The organism is Paenibacillus sp. MSJ-34 (assembly GCF_018918005.1).
GTDB lineage: Bacteria > Bacillota > Bacilli > Paenibacillales > Paenibacillaceae > MSJ-34.
On the sequence record NZ_JAHLPR010000005.1, the window covers coordinates 1 to 20,580 of the forward strand.

Sequence of the window (20,580 nt, forward strand, 5' to 3'; positions counted from 1 at the left end):
AACTTCATAGTAAGCGCCTCCTGATAGGTTTTTAGGGCTCTAGACCCGTCACACCCCTATCATACGAGGCGCTCCTGTTTTTTTCAAAGGCCATTTCTTAGCCTACACAGGAATGTTTAGCGCCAAGCTAAGAAGCGCAGGTCCCCGCGGATCGCCTTCGGATGTAGGGAGGTACCCCCTTCTATATGCACAATCAAGCCAGTTACATTAACGACGGCGAATTATGCAATGGACTCCAACTGCAGGTTTCTGAATAAAAGGACCTTTCTTGCGTGTGTTGGGTTATTTTACCTATTATAAGGTAATCCATGGTATTGAACTGGATTTTGAGGGGATGAAACAGTAAAATTTAATTGTATAAAAAGGGAAAATGTAGAGGCCGAATCATTAGTATAAAGACAAGCCGAAGGAGATCAATCACATGCGAAAAATGCTAGGCGTACTCTTTGTGCTGGCTGGTATAGGGTGCGTGACTTTCGCTGTCATCCAATACGTCGGACATCAACAAAATTTGAAGGAAGCAATGGCAGAAGCGAGCGCTTTAATTCGTCTGTCGGACACCGGCGGCCATTCGAATGGAGAACGCGTGGATCAGGTATCCTACCGCGATCGCGATCGCTTGATCGATAAATCGGAGTTTGATCCGAAGCCGAACGATGTGATAGGAATGCTCGAAATTCCAGTGCTGGAAGCGGAGTTGCCGATTATCGAAGGTACGGATGAGGAGATGCTCGCGCGAGGGGTCGGGCACTACAGCGCTACCGCTTTTCCTATGGATAACGAGCAAATTCTGCTATCGGGGCATCGGGACACCGTTTTTCGAAATTTCGACCAGTTGTCGATAGGGGATCGTTTTATCGTTAAACTGCCCTATGGAACATTTGAATACGAGATTCAAAGTACGGACATCGTCGATAAAGACGATACGTCCGTCATTCGTTCTATGGGAACCGAGGCGCTGGTCGTGTCGACCTGCTACCCGTTCCGCTACGTAGGGAATGCGCCTGAGCGTTATATCCTGTATGCTTACCCGGTCGAAGATGAGGGGGATTCCTGACCAGGGGCCTCTATTCAAGTCGCGAAGAATGTAGACACGATTAGAAAAAAAAGATATAGTAAATATGTGGATATTTTTCGATAATTTCATACATCGTACGACAATAGCAAACCCGCCGAAAGGTGGCGACGCAAAGCTATAGGGGCTAACGTGAACGATAAACACTATGCCAGCCAGTTGCCGAATACGACGGAAGCCTCCGTCTATTTTTGCAATGCATGTAAATAGTAGACGGGGGCTTTTTGTGTTTTGGAAAGTTGTAGATATATTGTATAGGTTCAGAAGCTACAATACGACGTCTCGGATACGAATTGGCACACGGTGCAGTTCAAAGCGATCGTACAACCCGGCCAAGCGGGCAAGAATATTATCAACATCGCTTCCGTACATGCCGACAATGTCAAGACGCCTGACAGGCCGAGAGAAGATGTGCAAGTATACTCGAGAAACCCAATGATTGAATCGGAGAAGTTTGTCACGAATACGGATGTCACGAAGACGACATATGAAGTCGGGGACATCGTCTCCTATACGATTCGTGTAAGATCTGTGGTCAGCGACACCTATCTGGAGAATCTGACGATTACGGATCATTTGCCGATAGGGCTGGAATACGTTCCGGGCAGCTTACGGGTGGATGGCGTATCCGTTACGGATGGGCAAGACGGCGATGCCGGCCATTCCGTTACCGGGCAAGTATACGGTTCATTTGGCGATGTATGGGATATGAACTGGCATACGCTGGATTTCCAGGCCGTCATACTTGAGGGCCAAGGCGGTCGGACGATCGAAAATACGGCACTCGTGACCGGCGACAACATGGAGCAGCCGGGCGAACCGACGGAAAAAATGGTTGTAGAGCCGGAGCCGCCGGTTGAACCGCCTGTAGATTCTACCGATCCGGATGGCGGAGATCGGGGCGGCGGCGATGGAGGAAGCCCGGATGACAATCCATGGCGCTCCCCGGTCGTGGAATCCGAGAAAATCGCGAAGGATTTGAACGGGGGCAGCATCCGAGTCGGTGATGTGATCGAGTATACGATCCGGATGCGCAACACGGTTTCCAACAGCCAAGTCACCAACCTGGTGATTTCGGATTTTCTTCCGGAAGAACTGAAATACGTAACGGGTTCGTTGAAGGTCGACGGCCAAGCGGTAACGGATGCCGTGGATGGCGATCAAGGTTCGTATGTCGACGGCAAGGTCAGCGGACGATTCGGTACCATTACGGATACGGACTGGCATACGATCGTGTTCCGGTCCGAAGTGGCGTCAGGGGAAGCCGGGCAGACGATCCGCAACACGGGTGAAGTGACCGGGGATAACCTGAATCATTCCGATCATCCTTCCGAAGACATCGTCATTGGCGATGGAAGCGGCAGCAACCCAGGCGTGCCCGGTACTCCGAACAACCCGGAAGGAGAGAACTCGGATTCTGCCTTCCCAGATTCCGGGCTATCCGACGGATCAAGCGGGTCGGGCGATTCCAATTTATCCGGCGGATCGAATGTATCCGACCAATACGATGCTTCGAGTGATCCGGCGAATGCCGAGTCAGGCATAGGCCATAAGCTGCCGAATACGGCTACGAATATGTACAGCTATTTGCTGGCTGGATGTATCATTCTGCTTGCAGGACTGTTCCTGCTAAGAAGAAAAAAAGCATAAAGTTACAGGTGCGAAGGGGACCGGAGCAATCCGGCCCCTTTTCGTTTGATTTATGGAGTGTTGCAGCTAACACATATTTTTCCAAAAGGGATTGACAATGAATGGTGATATAATGAATATATATTCAGTCATTTATATTGAGGTTACAAATCACTTTAAGAAAAAATGGGGGGAATAAAAAATGAACGAAGTTAGTGAAAGAATTCAGGCCTATTTTAAGGATTTCGAGCATGCGAACAATGTGTACGATCCGGATCTTCTCGATCCCTTGGTAAACGATCCTTTGGTGGGTGCTTATCCATCCGGCGATGTACATGCGGTGAAGAAAGAGGATTACTTGGCGGGGACAAGAGAGTCGGGTGAATACTTACAATCTTTATGTTATAAATATTTCAAGCTTACGCCTGTAAAGGAAACTCCCTTAAAAGACAACTATGTGTTGGTAGAAGTGAAAGGCACGGCGAGAGTGGAGCAAGCTTCGGGTCAATCCTTCGACCTCGTCCATGATTCTTTCTACATCCTGCATGTCAAGGAAGAATCGATCAAGATGGTCTTTACGATTACTCATGACGCCCCTATACAAATGATGCAGGACCAAGGATTTTTAACAGCGGAGTAAATGAAGAACGGAAGGAGCGGATGAACGTTGAGCAAGCAGAAAGAACGCTTTGAGGCAATGAGAGCCGAGGCCACGGAGAAGATTTTATTATCGGCAGCCAAACTTTTCGCTCACAAAACGTTTGGCAAAACCACAATGCAGGACATTGCGGAAGACGCCGGTCTCAGTAAAGGATTAGCATATCGGTACTTTGCCACCAAAGAAGAAATCATGAGCAGGTTGATCGAAATCTCGATCCCCGGGTTTGATCGTATGGCAGAGCTCTTTCAACAAGAAGGCAATAAAAAAGAGGTTATCATAAACGCTACGACATTTTTGCTCAATAACCTTCAAGAAGATCCTTCCTCCACCGATGGGCTGCTTCTCCTTAGCCAAATCGACAGTTTTTCCGGTCGAGAGTTGAGTCCGGATCTGAAGAATGCGGTACGGGCCTCGATGAACGGACTGATCGATAGCGTATCGGATCTCATCCATCACGGACAAGAACAAGGGGATTTCAAACCGGGGGATCCACGGAGGCTTGCATTGTTCTATTACAGCGCTTTTCAAGGAGTCGCGTTTACGAGTCGAAGTTTTCGGGGGGATTACGTGTTTCCGACGGCAGAGATGTTTTTGGGCTTTTTGATTTTATAAACCAATGACTAAACTGGCGCTTGACATTTGTTTGATATCAAACTATAATCCGATTATGGAAAGCAGAGACGTAATTTCATTCATTTCAAAAATTAGAGAGAAAGTGAACCGGTTTATCGTATCGGAGATGGCGAAGCGTGGTATCGAAGGGATTGCCGCTTCGCATGGCGATATCATCTACGCGCTCTTTAAGACGCCGAGACTTACAATGGCCGACATCTCCAGAAGGATTAACAAAGATAAGTCTACTGTCACAGCGCTTGTCGACAAGCTGGTCAGGCTCGGATATGTGACAAAGGAAAGGGACGTTGAGGACACGAGGGTTGTTTATGTTGCGTTAACCGATAAAGGGAAAGAACTGCAACCGATCTTTGAATCCGTCTCAAAGGAATTGTTGGACTTGTTTTACTTGGGCATCTCTGAAAAAGAAAAAGAAAATCTGCTTCATATTTTAAAAAAGATTTACGATAACTTTTAAATTTTTTTCGAGAAATAGTTTGATGTCAAACAAAATGCCGGGGAGGAAATCATTATGAAAGATTTTACGAAAGAATTGCCCGATCATACCAAGAAGTACATTGGGGAGAACGATTTGTTTCTGGAGATATTCGAGGGGGACAACGTCTCGAAAACAACAAAAAACAGGCCCCCGTTGCTTTTTGTGCACGGCGCTTTCACGGGAAGCTGGATGTGGGCCAAATACATTCCTCACTTTATCGGTGAAGGTTGGAAATGCTATGCCATGAACTTGAGAAGCCATTACAAAAGCAGGCTGCTGGACATGACGAAGATCACTTTGGAAGATTATTCGGAGGATATAAAAGAGGTGATCGCTGAGTGTGGCGTTGCTCCGATTCTAATCGGATTTAGCATGGGGGGCATCCTGGGCCAGAAGTTGGCTGAAACGGTCGAACTGGCCGGGTTGGTGTTGATCGATTCCGTCATAAGCAGAGAAGTTCATGAAGCTGTGCCATACGAAGAATTAGAGCGGATGACGACCGATATCGTCGTGCCCGCCCCGGCCCGGGAAGAGCATTCAAGCATCGATGAAACGGCAGATGACATTGCATTCCAAAGGAAATATCTCGCAATGGAGTCAGCACTGGCCTTTAACGCGTTTGTGATCTCAAACGAGTCGAAGGGCATATCCATAGACAGCCGTTCCATTGCCTGCCCGTGCTTGGTTATCAAAGCAGTAAACAGTGTTGATGACGATCGGCGGGGCAGGCTGACGGCGGAACGCCTCCGTGCTGAATATACGGGGCTTTGGAATACAACGCATACCGGCGTGCTCGTCGGGCAGAGATATAAGGAAGCAGTCTCTGCAATCATGGATTGGTTAAACAGATTTTAGAACGAATGCCGAGGGCATGGAGAGACGAGTAAGCGGCTTAAGGCATATAGGAACCTACTACCTCGAACCTCTGCTCATTGTCTATCGTCATATGCTTCACTTCAACGATGTTGCCTTTTTGAAAAGCGGGAATATTCACGATCGGGATGACCGTCTTCACCACGGTATGGATCACCTCGCCATCCTGCTTCGTGACGGTAAGGTCGAGCATTACTTCCGGTTGATTGTCAATTTGAACATTCGTTTGCCGGATCGAGTTGATCACCGCTTGCGCGGAAGCGCCGCCCGCGAGAATCGCCTTGCGTTGCAAATATGCTTTTTTGCGTGCCCGCATTCCCTTAACCATAAAAGCGATCGTCAATGACGCCGTAAGTAATGAGCAAATGATGAGGATCGCCATAATCATATTCATTGGTATACACCTCGCTATTTATCAATAAGTCCCCGCAGCTGTGAAGCGGCCGATGCCCTTTAACGCGTAGTCAAAGAATGTAAGAATAAGGTCATTTTCAGTTTCGATACAATCGTATTTATCAATATCCGCTTTGCCGCCTTGCAGCATATCGGCAATCACAGGAGCGAACAGCGATAAATCCGTCAGGCTTAAATGTTTGGCCCCTTGAAAATGAACGGTATATGCGTCTGAGGCGTTTTCGTCAATCGCTTTATTGGCCGCATAGATGGAATTGTTGTCGAGCTGTACCCAAACGCTGTCGGAATAGATATTAAGAAGCGGGGTCGTGTAGGCTTCGCCGCTTGCCACAAAATCATGAATCTCATTGTCATAGACAAGCTCGCTAAACAACGGGGCATCGATATTGACAACCGCACTTATATCATCGCGTTCTCTGCTAAGCCAAACGCTTGCCGAACCGCCCATGGAGTGCCCGAATACGCCTATTTGATCCGGATTGATAAGTCGATACATGGGGTCCTTGTCACTTTGCGATTCTGCAAGTATCGTATCAATGACAAAATTCATATCGTCCGTACGCAGTTTCATCCATTTTTGAAAGAGCCCATAGACTTCCTCCGTCGTATAAACGCCCTCTGTGTTGGCATTTTTGATTTCCCTCATATATTCCGAATTGGCGAGAGCCCTTGTTCCATCGTCTGAAACGGTATACAAGGAATGATAAGGATGATCGATGGAACAGACGACATAACCGTGGCTTGCAAGCTCCGTATAGGTAGAGGTGTTGCTTGCTTTCACACCGTATGCCCCGTGTGAAAACACGACAAGCGGATAGGTTCCGTCGGCATGTTTAGGATACCAAAATTGTACATTGACGAATCTGTTCTTCCCCGTGCCGATAAATTCCTCCGTTCGGTTTGTATCAACATATGTGTAACTCGCAGTTGCGACTTCATAGGCTCCTGTCACTTGTGGCGATTGATGCTGGGGAAAAAGAAGTGCAGGCGCAAGCGCAACGATCAGCGCAAAGATCATGCCTATTGTTTTCCCGATTACGCGCGAGTGTTTGTGTTCTTGGGGATCTGCTTTGTTGCGGAAAAGTGCGGCGACGCCGATTGCTGCGAGTATGAAAAGCAACGCTCCAAGCATAACCCAGCGGAAACTCCACACGATAACCGATAAGAGTACAAGAATGACAAATGCGACGAAGACGGCAACTCTAACCCAATTCCTCAAAGGTTTATTGGTTTTCCTCGTGACAATACAGTATATGGCCAAAGCAATCTCGAGAATGATAGCGATGAATAATATCAACATGCCCATAGTGCTTACTCCTTTTCTGCTCATCCTTTTGCTATGATCCATCTTAGAAAAAGACTGGAAGGATGTATATAGAAAAACAATAAGCTGTAGCTATAGGCCAATAAGTTGCAAACAAGAGGGCGTTCCTAAAACTAAATCTCAGATGTCTTCCTTCAATGCCAACAGTTTCTCGTTAATCTTCTTTGCTGCTCTTTTGTCATTTTGCCATGACAGTAGACGAACGATGACATAGATGGCCGCGATTTCTACGGCAAGAAGGATTAGACTTGCTGCACTCTCAACGATACCCAGCAAATATCCAAGAGAAATCAATGTAAGTTCTAGCGCACAAAAGTGAATGGCAATTCGAATACGTATATTCCTCTCGCTTATATTATGATGAGAGTATAAAATAAATCCCGTTAATGCACCTATCAGTGAAAACGCCATAATCATATAAATCGACTTCAAATCAAAAACCGTATCGGGATAAAAAACTTGCCGCAAAATCGTGATCGTCATGACGATCGATCCGAAGATGATAAAATAATTTTTAACGATCCTGTTTACTAATTCGGTAAGCTTCACGGTTGTCCCCCCCCCTTTATAATCCGAGCTTAGATTTCAGTACAGGCACATATTGCCTTGAGACGACAACACGTTCCCCGTTATCGAGTACCGCTTGAAATCTGCCGCTGATAGACGGTTGAATGTATGAAATTTTGGCGATGTTCAAAATCGTAGATTTGGACGCTCGAAAACATTTCTTTTCATTGCATAGCTCCTCTAATTCGTAAAGCTTTTGTTTGACCTCGAAAACTTCGTCTTTGCAGTAAACAAAAACCTTACCGTCAACGGCTTCAAAATAATAGATATCGCTAAGTTTTATCCGGTGAACGGTATCGTTGCGGTATCCGAGTATAATGAGGGTTTCCGTTTTAAGCTTGTTTACGATTTCGTAGATCTCGTCATCCACCTCATGGCACCTGATGAGAATTTCCTCTTCTTGTTCCTTGCTTATTTCTTCGATTGAAACTTTCATATGATCACCCACTGAAACTCAAGCTACGTCTGATTATAACTCTTCTTATAAAATCTCATCCATTCCCTGTAATCATCTTTGTTCTCTTTTACAAATGTAAAGATATCTTTCAATGAGGCGATTCCAAGCCGGTTTAGTTCCTCGTTTAATGCATGGTTGTATTCAACGCTGCGATTCGATACGAGGTATACCGAAGATTTGGTTACGACGTTATTATGTTCATCGCGATAATCAGCGACGACGGCAATCGTGGTGTAACTATATGCTTTTTCGTTTTTTACGCCGATTGCCCTTAGATCGACGAATTCTAAAGGGAACGGTTCAAGGATTTGGTCAAAGAGGAGGTTGCCTTCAAGATCCGTTAGATATAATCGGTGTTTCTTTACTCCATCGACCGCCTGAAAGCCATTGTAGATTTTGCTTTTCCCGTAACTGTGCAAGCTTTCTTTCCTCGTTGCATCTTCCAATATGGTGTATCCATGTTTGACAGCGCTGTCGATGCGCATGTCCCCGCCAAATAGGACCCGTGTTTCGATTTCCTGCATAATATACGGGAGTTTCTTTAATTTATACGCATCGGGTTCTCGATGCTGCGCAAATCCTTCCTCGATCGATTCTCTATTATTTTGAAGTTCGCCATTGTCTGCAATAGCAGCGGTTATTTTACAATCGTCCTTCAACCTGCAGTAAGTAAAGAGATCGTCTATTTCGAAGGCATTGCCATAGTAGTTGTTAAGAACGGCAAGAATATGATCGATATTCGCAAAATCGTAATCGTTGAGATAAACGGCGGTGATGAAAAAGTTGTTCATTCCGCGATGAATTAATTCCTTTTGGATCAAGTCGATTTTGTCGGAAGCTTCCTTATATTCGTCCGGATGTAAAATCTTCTTCACATAGACCTCGATATTGAAACTTTCCGTATATTCCGATAGTTCGGATTCGAGTGTAAATTCATTAGAAGGCAGGAGGCCAAAAGGTTTGCCGAAAGTGGCGATTTCATATTTTAACGGCTCGTTGTACGCGGCGTTTAATGTTTCGGATAAGATTTGTTCCGCCCTTTCTGTCATAAACATAGTTGAATATCCGTCATCAATGATTCCGTTCTGCTCGAAGTACTGCACCTGAAAGGTTTTCCCTTCTTCGCCTAGTACATGCGCTTCTCCTTTAAGGCCTACGATCCCTCCTCCAAAAGGGTTCCCTAGAGATATGGAGTGAAGATTGTCTGTGATGGTAACGGAAAACTCTTTATTATATTTCTTGGCGAGATGGTCCAACATCAATTTTTCAATCTCTTTTTTTTGTTTGGCGTTATATCCCCCGCAGGAAATCAATGTAAAGGCTAATACGGCGAACAACGACCATGTAACAATATTTTTGACAGTCAAGAGATCCCCTCCATAACATCTTGCGATTGCCAATATATACACATGTTACCATAAATTCATCCTATGCGGGGGGAACAAGACCGCTGTGGGAAGAAACTTGTAAATCCTGCTAATAAGTTTGGATATTGCTATTCTTAACGATAACAGTATGTAATCGCTGAAATTTCCGGCTTTCAAATAGCAGATAACTATCATATAATAGTAAATATCTTAATCTATAAATAGTGATGCAAGGGCGGTAAACATGAGCAACAGACAAACCGAAACAGACGTTATCTTAATTGGCGCCGGAATCATGAGCGCGACGTTGGGAACATTGTTGAAAGAAGTAATGCCGGACTGGAGAATTAGCGTGTTTGAGAAGCTGGCAAGCGCAGGCGAGGAAAGCTCCAACGAATGGAATAATGCGGGAACGGGACATGCCGCACTGTGCGAGCTTAATTACACAGCCGAGAAACCGGACGGATCCATCGATATTAGCAAAGCGATCAAAGTGAACGAACAGTTTCAAGTGTCATTGCAATTTTGGTCTTATCTTGTAAACAGCGATCTGATACGCAATCCGCAAGACTTTATCATGCCGTTGCCTCATATGAGCTTAGTCCAAGGGGCCAAGAATGTAGAGTACTTGAAAAAACGTTTTGAAGCGATGTCGGGCAACCCTCTGTTTCAAGGGATGGAATTCTCCGATGACCCGGATCAATTAGCGGAATGGATTCCGCTTATTATGAAAGACCGGACATTGAACGAACCGCTTGCGGCCACAAGAATCGAATCCGGCACGGATGTTAACTTTGGCGCTTTAACGCGCATGCTGTTTGGCCACTTACAAAATAAGGACGTCGATATCCATTACAACCATCGTGTCGATGATATCAAACGGACGAGCGATGGCTTGTGGGAATTGAAAATACGGAATGAAAGCGGTACAACGGAACGCCATACCGCGAAATTCGTTTTTATCGGCGGCGGGGGAGGAAGTCTTCCTCTGCTTCAGAAATCCGGCATCTCCGAAGGAAAGCATATTGGGGGATTCCCGATCAGCGGATTATTCATGGTGTGCAACAATCCGGAAATTGTCGCGCAGCATCATGCCAAAGTATACGGCAAAGCGAAGGTTGGCGCGCCTCCGATGTCTGTTCCCCATCTTGATACAAGATTTATCGACAATAAAAAATCGCTGCTCTTCGGACCGTTTGCCGGCTTCTCGCCGAAGTTCTTAAAAACCGGTTCCATGTTCGATTTATTCGGCTCTATCAAACCGCATAATATTATCACGATGCTGGCGGCAGGTATAAAGAACCTGTCCTTGACAAAATACCTCATCCAGCAAGTGATGTTATCGAAAGAAAAGCGCATGGAAGAGTTGCGGGAGTTCATCCCGAACGCCAAGAGCGAGGATTGGGATCTGCTGGTGGCAGGCCAACGTGTGCAAGTCATTAAAGATACGGTTGCCGGCGGCAAAGGAACGCTGCAATTCGGTACGGAGGTCGTAAGCGCCGCCGACGGTTCGATCGCCGCACTGCTCGGCGCTTCTCCTGGCGCTTCTACCGCCGTTTCGGTCATGCTGGAGGTCATTGAGAAATGCTTCCCGCAGCATCTCCAAGCGTGGGAACCGAAAATAAAAGAAATGATCCCTTCTTATGGCGTATCGCTCGTGGAAAACCCGGAACTTATTCAAGAAATTCATACTTCTGCAGCTCGCATGTTTGGCCTAAACGGTGAATTGCAGCTCGCCAAGTAGATAATAAAAATCTATTATCGCTTCCGATGAGATCAAATGAAATATCCCCCAGTTCCTCAAGACGGTACTGGGGGATATCGCTGTTTATTTTACGGAGTAGATTCCTTTTTCATAGATCAAGGTGTAGACCATTCCATCGTCGGCGAGGACGGCGCTATTGATGCGATCGTTCACCAAACGAACATTGTTGCCATCTTTATCGACCTTATATAATCCGCGGTCATAGCCATTCGACAGATAATAAATGCCCGCTTTGCCGACAAAGAACGAAGCGACCGATTTATCGCTAAGTTTCGTTTCTTTGCCTGTCGCCGGGTCGTATCGATACAGGTCTGCCGCATTGGTATCTCCCGTCTTGGCGGTATAGTAGAAACTTCCGTTATCGTACTGAACCTGCGTCGCCATTCTTGCGGCTGCCGTTCCATGGCGTTCTCCATTCACATCGGTTTTCTCCAAGTTGCCGGATTTGGAATCGATGTAATAAATATCGCTGCCGATCAACCAGAAGTCGCTGGCCGGAGGGGTCAATTTCACTTGCGTCTGATCCGCCAGATTGATTTTGTACACGGCGCTTGCGTCGTTCGGATCGCTGTCTTTATAGCCTAACGTATACAGATAGCCGTCCTGAACGTACAGGGCGTCCCTGGCTGAGAAGCTTGTTCCACCCTGGGGATGCTGTTCCCGGTAGATGTTATATGCAAACTCCGGTTGTCCGACCGACTTCCATTCTCCCGTCTTCAGATCGACCCGGCTTACATTATTGGATATATCGGTCATAAATCTGAAATCTGCGAGGTATAAAGAATCTTCCGATTTGACTACCCGGACTATGCTTTTGAAATTATTAAGCATCGTTAAAGCGCCGTTATCGACTTTGTATAACGTATCGCCCCCCATCGTGTTATCTCCAACATGGAGAATAACATACAATTCGTTGTCGATGAGTTCGATGTTGCCTAACCAGCCGTCGCCCGGTTTCCACGGATGCAGCGAGCAGACTTTTCTGGATTGTTGATTGGCAAGATCCAATGCATAGAGCTCAGCCTGGTCATTGACGATGGACACATAATAGAGCTCGTGTTTGATGATTTTTGCATTGCTAAGATGCGGCTTGCCCGGCAACTTGACTTGCGTTTCTTTTTGCCCGTCCGCTTTTCTGAATAATTGATCTATCGTTTCGTCGCTTTTATAAATCGTCTTCACATAATAAGCGGCATCTCCATATTTCGTAATCGGATTCAGGCTTTCCGTATAATCAACCGGCTTTCGGCGATCGGTTAGCAAGGCTTTGATGCGATCTTTGGCGGCCGCCGCCTGCGGATCCTGCAAATTGACAGGCCGGTCGCCCATCAGAATGAGGCCGTCCCACCATTGGATTTCTTTGTCCAGCGCCTCTGCCGCGCTTCTCAAGGGCAGCATAATTTGACCCGCTATTTTTTGCGGCGGCACATCCATCGTATGGGGCTCTTTATTGACCAGCATGGTGGTGCTGTTCACCGTAAACTTGATCGTCTTGCTGGCTTGGTAGTTCGATAAAATCACGTCATTCGGATGCTGAGGATCCCATTTCGTATCCCAGAACCCTTGGGATTGCCCAAGTTCCGTAGCGAGCGTACTCATCAAACGAATCGGAACGAGAATCCGCCCCTCGCGTTGTACGATACGATGATCGCCGTACAGGTCTGCCATCTGTCCTTTGACAAACGCTTTCCCTTGGAAATTCTGGGGAATCACGATCATTTGGCCGAATGCCTTGTCGAAGGGTTCCGGGGCCGTCTCCCCGGCCGCAAACGCAGGGACGGCGCTGCAAACCAGCCACATGGACAGTAAAGCAATAAGAACTCTGAATTTTGCCATAAAATCTTCTCCTCTTCTCCCTCACTTTGGATATCGAATCCCATTTTGGATCCTTCCGAACCGACTCGGTAAAAAGATCATCTGCATTATAGACGCATTGCAAAGGAATATGTTTCTGTTTTGCTATCCCAATATTTTACGGGGCGTTTCCTCCCCTCGTCGGTTTGGAATTTATCGCGGAAGCATTCATTTCCCAGTGTATGCACTTCGATAAACTGTTACAATGAAGAATAGTAACAGAATCGGAGGTTTATCTGATGGCGAAAACGATTGTTGAAAAGCTAAACTTGCAAAAATATAAAAAAGCGGCCGTATTGGATCAACCGGAAGGCGAGGATCTATTGGCGGGCTTGGAACAGTATGATACCGAGCTGAAGGGCGGCGGATACGACCTCATCTTCGCTTTTGTGCTCGATTTAAAATCATTGCAGAAACTTGTAAAGAAAGTGATCGATCATAGTCACCTGAATGAAGGCGGCTATTTCTACGCGGCGTATCCGAAAAAAGGGAACAAAGTTTATGAGACTTATATTCATAGAGACAGTCTGCTGGAAGGATTAGGCGCCGATGAAGACGGTTATATTGGGACTAGCAGCGTCAAATTTGCGCGCATGGTCGGGCTGAACGATGTCTTCACGGTTGTCGGCTTCAAAGCGGACGAACGCAATAAAAATCGGGCTTCGTCGAAACCTAGCCAAAGCGTCGACGATTATGTATCCATGCTTCCGCAAGTGGAACAGGATTTGCAGGATCGTCCGGACGTGCTGGCCTTTTATCAATCGCTCACGCCGGGGTACCGCAAAGATTGGGCCCGATACGTATATAGTGCGGTGCAGGAGGAAACAAGAGCGAAGCGGCGGGCGGAAATGAAGGAGGTTCTGGCTGCGGGGTATAAGAGCATGGATCTCTATCGAAGAAGACCATAAACGGAAAGGCGGATTTGACTATGAAGTCGAAGCAGGGAATGGACATGCTGGAGCGGGTAAGGGCGATTTGCGCCCCCTTGCCGGAAGTGGAAGAGTTGATCGACGGCTTCGGCCATAACGTTATGAAGGTGAGGGGCAAGACGTTTGTTATGATGGGAGAGAACCAAGGCATCCCCAGTCTTTCGTTCAAATCGACCAAGGAAGAGCAGTTCTTGCTGCTGCAGCAGGGAGGCTATGTCAAAATGCCGTACATTGGGAATCACGGCTGGGTTTCGGTTGATAAAGCGGCAACCCCGGACTGGGGCGAACTGTCCGGACTCATCAAGGAGGCGTATTTGCTGGCTGCGCCGAAGAAGCTCGCCAAGCAGGTGCTGGAAAGCGAAAGAGAATGAGGCTCGGACGGGCGGAATAAAGGTGCGATTGCTACAAATATGGCGGCTTCGCCAAACCAAGGATTCTCAGTCCATCGCGACCGCTAACGTTGCATCAAAGCAGTGTCGTCATCTTATCCAACCATCCGCCCCGGCGGGAAAGAATAGCCAGGCCATGAAGGACCTTTCATTCGGAAGGGGATACCTCCCTATTTCGAAGACGATCCGCGTGGCGCTTCTTGGTTTGGCGCTAACGAAACTTTTGGCGGTAACGAAACTAACGATCCTTATTGGGCTCAAAATGAAGGTTTTCCCAATCTAACGAAAGCACATATCGCTATTCATTGGAAATCGGCGGTTTTACCGCCTTTTTCCCCTCATTAGCGTGTTGTAGTTTCGTTACACGAGCAACAAAGTGATTTAGCAGGCTATTAGCGTGTGTCAGTTTCGTTAGCCCCCCGACGGGTCGTCAGCCACCAGCGATATGATCAACTTGACTCAAAATGATGTATTTTACCCAATCAAACAGGAAATGAGGAATGGCGTTGCATCGAGGAATTGCTATCCGGACCGTACGGCCGTTATTATGCGTCCAAATCACTTATTCGCTGTTTAGGCGGACATTGGCTTCGTTATTCGTTCGTCGGAGGGCTTGTTTTTGCACTATTGCCGCGAATAAAGGATCGTCTGTCCGCAAACGGTCCGAAATCGGGCCGTTTGTCACAAATAGCGTCTCCTGTGTCCGCGAATTTGAGGAGCAGGGCGGTACATCGTATTGCTTCGATGTTATTCTTCGTTTATAGTGGTATTATTGAGTAATGAATCAATAACATAGTAAGGAGACGGCAATGATGGCAAAAATGGAGACATCGGCGAATCGTAAATCCGACATCATATCGGCGGCGATCGAGGTATTCGCGGAGATCGGATACTACCGGGCCACGACGGCACAAGTCGCAGAAAGGGCTAAAATATCGCAACCGTATATTTTTCGTTTCTTCTCGACCAAAGAAGCTTTGTTGCAAGCGGCGCTGGAGGCATCCTGGACGAGAGTGATCGATTCCTTCCGCAAGGTCGTGGAGTCCGCATCGCCGGAACAGCTGGAGACTGGGCTGATCCAAGCCTACGAGGATATTTTGGACGCGTATCGGAATGAAATACTGCTTCAGATGCAGGCTCAGACCATCCAGGAAGACACCATTCGGGAAGCGATGCGTAACGGATTCCGGGAAGTTCGCCGAATGGTTCTGGATGCCTATCAAGCGGCCGGCATTCCGAATGCCGAGGAACGGACGATGCTGTTTCTCGCCCGGGGAATGCTGTGCAACATCTCGGCAGCGCTGGACATGCCGGAATTGAAGGAAGGAATGTAATGATCGCAGAATTTATAGAAAAAATTTACAAATCAGTGAAAGTTATATTATAATTATGTTAACAACAAGATAGCTTGATAGAGTGATATAGAATTGTTAATACAATCGCAATCGTATTAGAATTCTATATCATTCAGAAGAAACGCACTCGCCCTACAAGACGGCGGCAACGTTTCTTCTGGTTCCGAAATCGTTTGGACATCTCAGTTGAGACTGCAAACGATTTTTCTTTTTGTATTTTGAGAGAAAGGGGGGAATTGACGAATCCTGCCGGACGAGCATGAAGGAGTCTACGAATGGAAGCGGGATGATAGAATCGCATACACGCAAGTTGGTTGCTGTTGTTCGTTGATCGGATCCGCGGAAGAACTCCCGGTCCGATCCTCCTGAAGGAACGCGCGCCCATTACAAGAAGAAACGTCTTCACCGTTCCGTAATACGGCAGCGTTATCTTTAGGGGCTGGTTTGAAAGGTTTGCAAGCGTTTCCATTTTGAGAAGAAAAGGAGTGAATGAACATGATTACAGCAAAGAGCAAGTGGCTGAATGGTGCGATCATTCTTGCACTCGTTATCAGTTTAATACCGTTCTATGCCGCAACCGCCCTCGGCGCGGCAACCGGTGCGCCTGCAGTGCCGCAGGTATCGCACGACAACTGGGATAATGACGGAAGCTATACTATCAGTTGGAATATGTGGAGCGGGAATAATGCAACGTCTTGGGCATTGCTGGAGAACAATGTGGAAATGCCGGGGATTGGCGGGCCGTTGACCGACAATACGCCGGGAGGCCAGAGCGGCAGCGTCAAGCTGCAGGGGAAGAAGCTCGGACAATACACGTACGCGGTGAAGCTGACGAATTCGTTCGGCACTACGTTGTCGGCGCCGATTACGGTCAATGTAGGCAAGAAGGGGCCGCTGCCTTCGCCGGCGCCGGTCGGTCCGATGCCGAACAAGAACATCGTCGTCTATTTCCCGGAGTGGGGCATTTACGGCGCGCATAACAATTATACGATGGACAAAATCCCGTGGGATAAAGTGACGCATGTGAACTATGCGTTCGCCAAGCCGCTCGCCGACGGCACGATTGCCGGGTTCGACTGCTGGGCGGCGATGAAGGAATCCCAGGGTTGCGAGAACAAGGACGGAGCTTATGACGGGAATTTCGCCGATCTGCAGTATGCGAAGGCGAAGTATCCGCGCGTGAAAATTCTGATTTCGATCGGCGGATGGACGTTGTCCGGCACATTCTCGGATATTGCCGCCGATCCGGTCAAACGGAATCGTTTCGCGGACAGCTCCGTTGCGTTCATGAAGAAGTTCGGCTTCGACGGCATTGACATCGATTGGGAATATCCCGGCCAGCCGGGAGATCCGTATACCAACAACAAGTACCGGCCGGAAGACAAGCAAAACTTCAACCTTCTGCTGGCTAAGGTGCGGGAGAAGCTGGATGCCGCTTCCGCCGCGGACAACCGGACAGGCAACGACAAATATTTGCTGACGATCGCGGCTCCAGCGGGCTATACGGCCATTGAGACGTCGGAGCCGGGCGTCTATCATCAATATCTGGATTTCATCAATCTGATGACATACGACTATCGGGGGGCGTTCGATCGGGTCACAGGCCACCATTCCCCGGTATATCCGAGCGAGGACGGCAAGGAGAAGGAAAGGTTCAACGCGGATTACACGGCGAATCTCTACCATTCGCTCGGCGTGCCGAAGCACAAGCTGAATATCGGAACCCCATATTATTCGCGAGGCTGGGGGCTCGTCGACCCGAATACCGGCGTGAACGGCATGTACGCGAACAGCGGCGAGACCTACAATGTCGGACCTTGCGGCATCTGGGACGATCCGAACTCCCAGCATAACCAGTGCGGCGGGCAAAATCCGTATTATCATATCAAAAATGCGATGGAGAAAGACCCGGCGTTCACCAAATACCGCGATCCGGTCAATCAGACACCATGGTTGTATTCGCCTTCGAAACGGGAGGTATACACCTATGAAGATGAAGTGTCCATCGCGTTCAAAGCGGATTACGTGAATAACTCCGGTTGGGGAGGCATGATTGCCTGGGAGATTACGGGAGATTCGCCGGCAAGCGGAGGAACTGCGTTAACGGATATGATGTATCAGAAGTTTACGCAGCCGACTGCGCCGGATACCGAACCGCCGACCGCGCCAAGCGGCCTGGCCGTGACGGGCCAGACCTCGGCCAGCGTCAGCCTGTCGTGGGCCGCTTCAACGGATAATGTTGGCGTAACGGGCTATGAAGTGTATGCGAACGGCGCCGCGGCTCCGTCGACGACGACGACGGGGGCGACGAGCGCAACGGTAATCGGACTTGCTCCGAATACGACGTACAGCTTCACCGTGAAGGCTCGGGATGCCGCCGGCAATGTATCGGCAGCGAGCGGCGCGGTCAGTGCAACAACGGCCGCGGATGTGCCGGACGCCGAGCCGCCGACCGCGCCAAGCGGTCTGACCGTGACGGGGAAGACGTCAACCAGCGTCAGCTTGGCATGGACCGCTTCCGCCGATAACGTCGGCGTTGCCGCATACGACGTCTATCGCGACGGCGCATTGGCAGGCACAACGACAAGCACGGCCTATACGGCAAGCGGACTTGCTCCCGGCACGACCTATGTATTCACGGTGAAGGCCCGGGACGCCGCCGGCAATGTATCTGCCGACAGCAATGCCTTGAGCGTCACGACAGATACGGTCTCAACGCCCGAGTGGCAAGCCAATACAAGCTATACCGCGGGCGATGTGGTCATGTACAATAACATGCAGTATAAGTGCCGGCAGTCGCATACGTCATTGCCAGGTTGGGAACCTCCGAATGTTCCCGCACTGTGGCAGTTGCAGCCGTAATAGCGAATAAAAACAATCTTGAGACGATCCGCTTTTCCGCAGTGCTGAAACGGATAGAACAAGTTCTGGGCGGAAAAGCGGACCCGCAAACATAAGAATCAACCAATGACGAAAAAGGGAGTGATTCATATGTCCGGAGGTATCCGCAGAACGAAGTTCCTGTTAAGAAAAATAGGCCTATGTCTTTTAACGCTCATCCTGCTTGTGCCGGCTGCTCCAATCCTTTCCCTGGCATCGTCCGCGGCATTAAGTCCAACGGACGATTCATATGTGCATCAGGGCAATGCTTCCTCCAACTATGGCGCCTCCTCATCGCTGTACGTCAAAAATGATGCGGCCAACTCCCGCCAAGCCTTTTTGAAATTTAACCTTTCCGGAATTTCGGACGTAACGAACGCCAAGCTCAGAATGTATGGGAGCGCTTCTTACAATACCGTTTTATCCGCCTATCAAACCGGAGATCAATGGAATGAGCGGACCATCGCTTGGAACAATAAACCGGCGCAGGGAAGCTTGGCCGGAAGTGTGCCGATGAATACCGCGAAAGCTTATTACGAGTTGGATGTGACGTCTTACGTGGCAGCAGAAGCAGCCGGGGACGGGGTCGTCTCTTTTATGCTTCAAGATAGCGCAGGCAAATATACGACGTTAAACAGCAAAGAAAACGGGTCGAACGGACCCCAACTTGTCGTTGCCGGCAGCGGAACGAGTCCCGGCGAGGATCGTCAGCCGCCTTCCGCTCCAACCAATGTTACGGCTGCTGCCATGTCAGGGACACAGGTTTATTTAAGCTGGAGCCCCTCTACAGACAATGTGGGGGTTACGGGATACGAAGTATTCCGAAACGGAGACCTGGCAGCAGAAACGACTGGTACCTTTATAAATGATACCGGCCTGAATCCGGATACAACTTACAGCTATTACGTGAAGGCCAAAGATGCTGCCGGCAACCGGTCCGCTCCCAGCAGCACAGTGACGGTCGCAACCCTGTCGGATTCCGGCTCTACCCCGGTCTGCACAAATGCGCTTAACAGTACTGCAGCGATCCAGAATGCGATGAAAAACGCCTCTCCCGGCGATGTGATTGCCATAGCGCCAGGAACCTATGTTGGAGTGCGATCCACGAGTGGAGACCCGGGAGGACAGGGCTTGTTCTATTCCGGCAAAAACGGAAGCCAAGCTTCCCCAATTATTCTGAAAAGCTGCGATCCGGCTCACCCTGCCGTGTTCAAAGGAACGAATGTAAACGACGGCTCTTACGGCATTCATTTGACCGGAGATTATTGGCAAATTCGTGATATTGAGATCCATACCGCGCAAAAGGGAGTTGTCGTCGATCATGGGAATTATAATCTTCTTCATCGGCTGAAGGTGCACAACATCGGAGACGAGGGGGTTCATTTCCGGGACGGAAGCTCATACAACACGCTGGAGTATTCAACGATATACGATACCGGCAAGTATCAGCCGGGATATGGGGAAGGGGCGTATGTCGGATCGGACTCCAGCTCGAACTACGAACATCTGGTATATGACAACGTGATTCGACATACGGTGTTTGACGGCGGGATTACCGCGGAACATATCGATGTAAAAGAAGGGGCCAGCGGAACCGTCATTGAATATTGCACATTCAATGGAACGGGAATCAGCGGCGCCAATAGCGCGGACAGCTTTATCGATGTCAAAGGCGTCAACACTGTCGTTCGCTACAACCAAGGCTATCGGAACGGAAACGCCAATATCGCCGACGCGTTCCAGGTCCGGACCCACGGCACGTTATACCCGACGGGGACGAACAATTCATTTCATCATAATACGGTCAATCTGGACGACTCAGCCGGATATGTCGTATATGCGACCAGTGCGGCAACAGGGACGACAGCCCACGACGATGTCCGGATCGGCGGCGGCAACCTGTATAACAAGAATGTCAACAAATAATGAA

The 20,580-nt window shown here is 48.5% G+C and carries 18 protein-coding genes and 1 riboswitch; of the genes, 12 read left to right on the top strand and 6 right to left on the bottom strand.

Going from position 1 to position 20,580, the window contains the following annotated elements; all coding sequences use genetic code 11:
- Positions 1 to 421 precede the first annotated feature (421 nt).
- From KQI79_RS03335 to KQI79_RS03360, 6 genes are all read left to right on the top strand, one after another.
- Complete coding sequence (locus KQI79_RS03335) at positions 422 to 1,057, top strand: class D sortase (protein ID WP_216536813.1); 636 nt, start codon at positions 422 to 424, stop codon at positions 1,055 to 1,057.
- 95 nt (positions 1,058 to 1,152) lie between these two features.
- Positions 1,153 to 1,242: riboswitch (cyclic di-GMP riboswitch) on the top strand.
- Positions 1,243 to 1,378: 136 nt separating this feature from the next.
- Complete coding sequence (locus KQI79_RS03340; protein WP_216536814.1) at positions 1,379 to 2,725, top strand: LPXTG cell wall anchor domain-containing protein; 1,347 nt, start codon at positions 1,379 to 1,381, stop codon at positions 2,723 to 2,725.
- Positions 2,726 to 2,906: 181 nt separating this feature from the next.
- Positions 2,907 to 3,344: a hypothetical protein gene (locus KQI79_RS03345; RefSeq protein ID WP_216536815.1), complete on the top strand. Its 438-nt coding sequence runs from the start codon at positions 2,907 to 2,909 to the stop codon at positions 3,342 to 3,344.
- Positions 3,345 to 3,371: 27 nt separating this feature from the next.
- On the top strand, positions 3,372 to 3,977 hold the full coding sequence (locus KQI79_RS03350) for a TetR/AcrR family transcriptional regulator (RefSeq protein ID WP_216536816.1): 606 nt from the start codon (positions 3,372 to 3,374) through the stop codon (positions 3,975 to 3,977).
- A 4-nt stretch (positions 3,978 to 3,981) separates the two neighbouring features.
- Positions 3,982 to 4,455, top strand: coding sequence for a MarR family winged helix-turn-helix transcriptional regulator (locus tag KQI79_RS03355; RefSeq protein WP_253297934.1), 474 nt, complete (start codon positions 3,982 to 3,984; stop codon positions 4,453 to 4,455).
- 54 nt (positions 4,456 to 4,509) lie between these two features.
- Positions 4,510 to 5,331, top strand: coding sequence for an alpha/beta hydrolase (locus tag KQI79_RS03360; protein ID WP_216536817.1), 822 nt, complete (start codon positions 4,510 to 4,512; stop codon positions 5,329 to 5,331).
- Between the two features lie 37 nt (positions 5,332 to 5,368).
- On the opposite strand, the gene KQI79_RS03365 is transcribed toward KQI79_RS03360, so the two are convergent.
- The 5 genes from KQI79_RS03365 to KQI79_RS03385 all read right to left on the bottom strand — a co-directional run bounded on the left by KQI79_RS03365 (position 5,369) and on the right by KQI79_RS03385 (position 9,478).
- Positions 5,369 to 5,743 carry a hypothetical protein gene (locus tag KQI79_RS03365; protein ID WP_216536818.1) on the bottom strand — a complete coding sequence of 125 codons (375 nt, stop codon included), beginning with the start codon at positions 5,741 to 5,743 and terminating at the stop codon, positions 5,369 to 5,371.
- A 21-nt stretch (positions 5,744 to 5,764) separates the two neighbouring features.
- The gene (locus KQI79_RS03370; RefSeq protein WP_216536819.1) at positions 5,765 to 7,069 is read right to left on the bottom strand and encodes an alpha/beta hydrolase family protein; all 1,305 of its coding nucleotides are present in this window, start codon (positions 7,067 to 7,069) and stop codon (positions 5,765 to 5,767) included.
- 138 nt (positions 7,070 to 7,207) lie between these two features.
- Positions 7,208 to 7,636 carry a DUF3021 family protein gene (locus KQI79_RS03375; protein WP_216536820.1) on the bottom strand — a complete coding sequence of 143 codons (429 nt, stop codon included), beginning with the start codon at positions 7,634 to 7,636 and terminating at the stop codon, positions 7,208 to 7,210.
- Between the two features lie 16 nt (positions 7,637 to 7,652).
- A complete protein-coding gene (locus KQI79_RS03380) occupies positions 7,653 to 8,090 on the bottom strand; it encodes a LytTR family DNA-binding domain-containing protein (protein ID WP_216536821.1) in 438 nt (145 codons plus the stop codon).
- A gap of 23 nt (positions 8,091 to 8,113) precedes the next feature.
- Positions 8,114 to 9,478, bottom strand: coding sequence for a hypothetical protein (locus KQI79_RS03385; protein ID WP_216536822.1), 1,365 nt, complete (start codon positions 9,476 to 9,478; stop codon positions 8,114 to 8,116).
- Between the two features lie 244 nt (positions 9,479 to 9,722).
- Between KQI79_RS03385 and KQI79_RS03390 the strand changes: the two genes are divergently transcribed.
- Entirely contained in the window at positions 9,723 to 11,222 is a 1,500-nt protein-coding gene (locus KQI79_RS03390; protein ID WP_216536823.1) for a malate:quinone oxidoreductase, read from the top strand.
- Between the two features lie 84 nt (positions 11,223 to 11,306).
- Here KQI79_RS03390 and KQI79_RS03395 read toward each other — a convergent pair whose 3' ends face one another.
- Positions 11,307 to 13,079 (bottom strand): DUF5050 domain-containing protein, encoded by a 1,773-nt coding sequence (locus tag KQI79_RS03395; protein WP_216536824.1) that lies wholly within the window; start codon positions 13,077 to 13,079, stop codon positions 11,307 to 11,309.
- Between the two features lie 257 nt (positions 13,080 to 13,336).
- On the opposite strand from KQI79_RS03395, the gene KQI79_RS03400 reads away from it, so the two are divergent.
- The 5 genes from KQI79_RS03400 (at position 13,337) to KQI79_RS03420 (ending at position 20,576) form a co-directional block, all read left to right on the top strand.
- Positions 13,337 to 14,005: a YdeI/OmpD-associated family protein gene (locus tag KQI79_RS03400; RefSeq protein ID WP_216536825.1), complete on the top strand. Its 669-nt coding sequence runs from the start codon at positions 13,337 to 13,339 to the stop codon at positions 14,003 to 14,005.
- Between the two features lie 20 nt (positions 14,006 to 14,025).
- Entirely contained in the window at positions 14,026 to 14,397 is a 372-nt protein-coding gene (locus KQI79_RS03405) for an MmcQ/YjbR family DNA-binding protein (RefSeq protein ID WP_216536826.1), read from the top strand.
- An 830-nt stretch (positions 14,398 to 15,227) separates the two neighbouring features.
- Positions 15,228 to 15,749 carry a TetR/AcrR family transcriptional regulator gene (locus tag KQI79_RS03410; RefSeq protein ID WP_216536958.1) on the top strand — a complete coding sequence of 174 codons (522 nt, stop codon included), beginning with the start codon at positions 15,228 to 15,230 and terminating at the stop codon, positions 15,747 to 15,749.
- Positions 15,750 to 16,265: 516 nt separating this feature from the next.
- Positions 16,266 to 18,632 carry a glycosyl hydrolase family 18 protein gene (locus tag KQI79_RS03415; protein ID WP_216536827.1) on the top strand — a complete coding sequence of 789 codons (2,367 nt, stop codon included), beginning with the start codon at positions 16,266 to 16,268 and terminating at the stop codon, positions 18,630 to 18,632.
- A 129-nt stretch (positions 18,633 to 18,761) separates the two neighbouring features.
- The gene (locus KQI79_RS03420; protein WP_253297935.1) at positions 18,762 to 20,576 is read left to right on the top strand and encodes a CBM96 family carbohydrate-binding protein; all 1,815 of its coding nucleotides are present in this window, start codon (positions 18,762 to 18,764) and stop codon (positions 20,574 to 20,576) included.
- Positions 20,577 to 20,580: the final 4 nt, after the last annotated feature.

Coding starts and splice junctions, on each gene's coding strand:
- KQI79_RS03420 (WP_253297935.1), top strand. CDS start 18,762: ATGTCCGGAGGTATCCGCAGAACGAAGTTCCTGTTAAGAAAAATAGGC.
- KQI79_RS03400 (WP_216536825.1), top strand. CDS start 13,337: ATGGCGAAAACGATTGTTGAAAAGCTAAACTTGCAAAAATATAAAAAA.
- KQI79_RS03365 (WP_216536818.1), bottom strand. CDS start 5,743: ATGAATATGATTATGGCGATCCTCATCATTTGCTCATTACTTACGGCG.
- KQI79_RS03410 (WP_216536958.1), top strand. CDS start 15,228: ATGGCAAAAATGGAGACATCGGCGAATCGTAAATCCGACATCATATCG.
- KQI79_RS03415 (WP_216536827.1), top strand. CDS start 16,266: ATGATTACAGCAAAGAGCAAGTGGCTGAATGGTGCGATCATTCTTGCA.
- KQI79_RS03380 (WP_216536821.1), bottom strand. CDS start 8,090: ATGAAAGTTTCAATCGAAGAAATAAGCAAGGAACAAGAAGAGGAAATT.
- KQI79_RS03360 (WP_216536817.1), top strand. CDS start 4,510: ATGAAAGATTTTACGAAAGAATTGCCCGATCATACCAAGAAGTACATT.
- KQI79_RS03395 (WP_216536824.1), bottom strand. CDS start 13,079: ATGGCAAAATTCAGAGTTCTTATTGCTTTACTGTCCATGTGGCTGGTT.
- KQI79_RS03405 (WP_216536826.1), top strand. CDS start 14,026: ATGAAGTCGAAGCAGGGAATGGACATGCTGGAGCGGGTAAGGGCGATT.
- KQI79_RS03335 (WP_216536813.1), top strand. CDS start 422: ATGCGAAAAATGCTAGGCGTACTCTTTGTGCTGGCTGGTATAGGGTGC.
- KQI79_RS03370 (WP_216536819.1), bottom strand. CDS start 7,069: ATGGGCATGTTGATATTATTCATCGCTATCATTCTCGAGATTGCTTTG.
- KQI79_RS03355 (WP_253297934.1), top strand. CDS start 3,982: ATGACTAAACTGGCGCTTGACATTTGTTTGATATCAAACTATAATCCG.
- KQI79_RS03345 (WP_216536815.1), top strand. CDS start 2,907: ATGAACGAAGTTAGTGAAAGAATTCAGGCCTATTTTAAGGATTTCGAG.
- KQI79_RS03390 (WP_216536823.1), top strand. CDS start 9,723: ATGAGCAACAGACAAACCGAAACAGACGTTATCTTAATTGGCGCCGGA.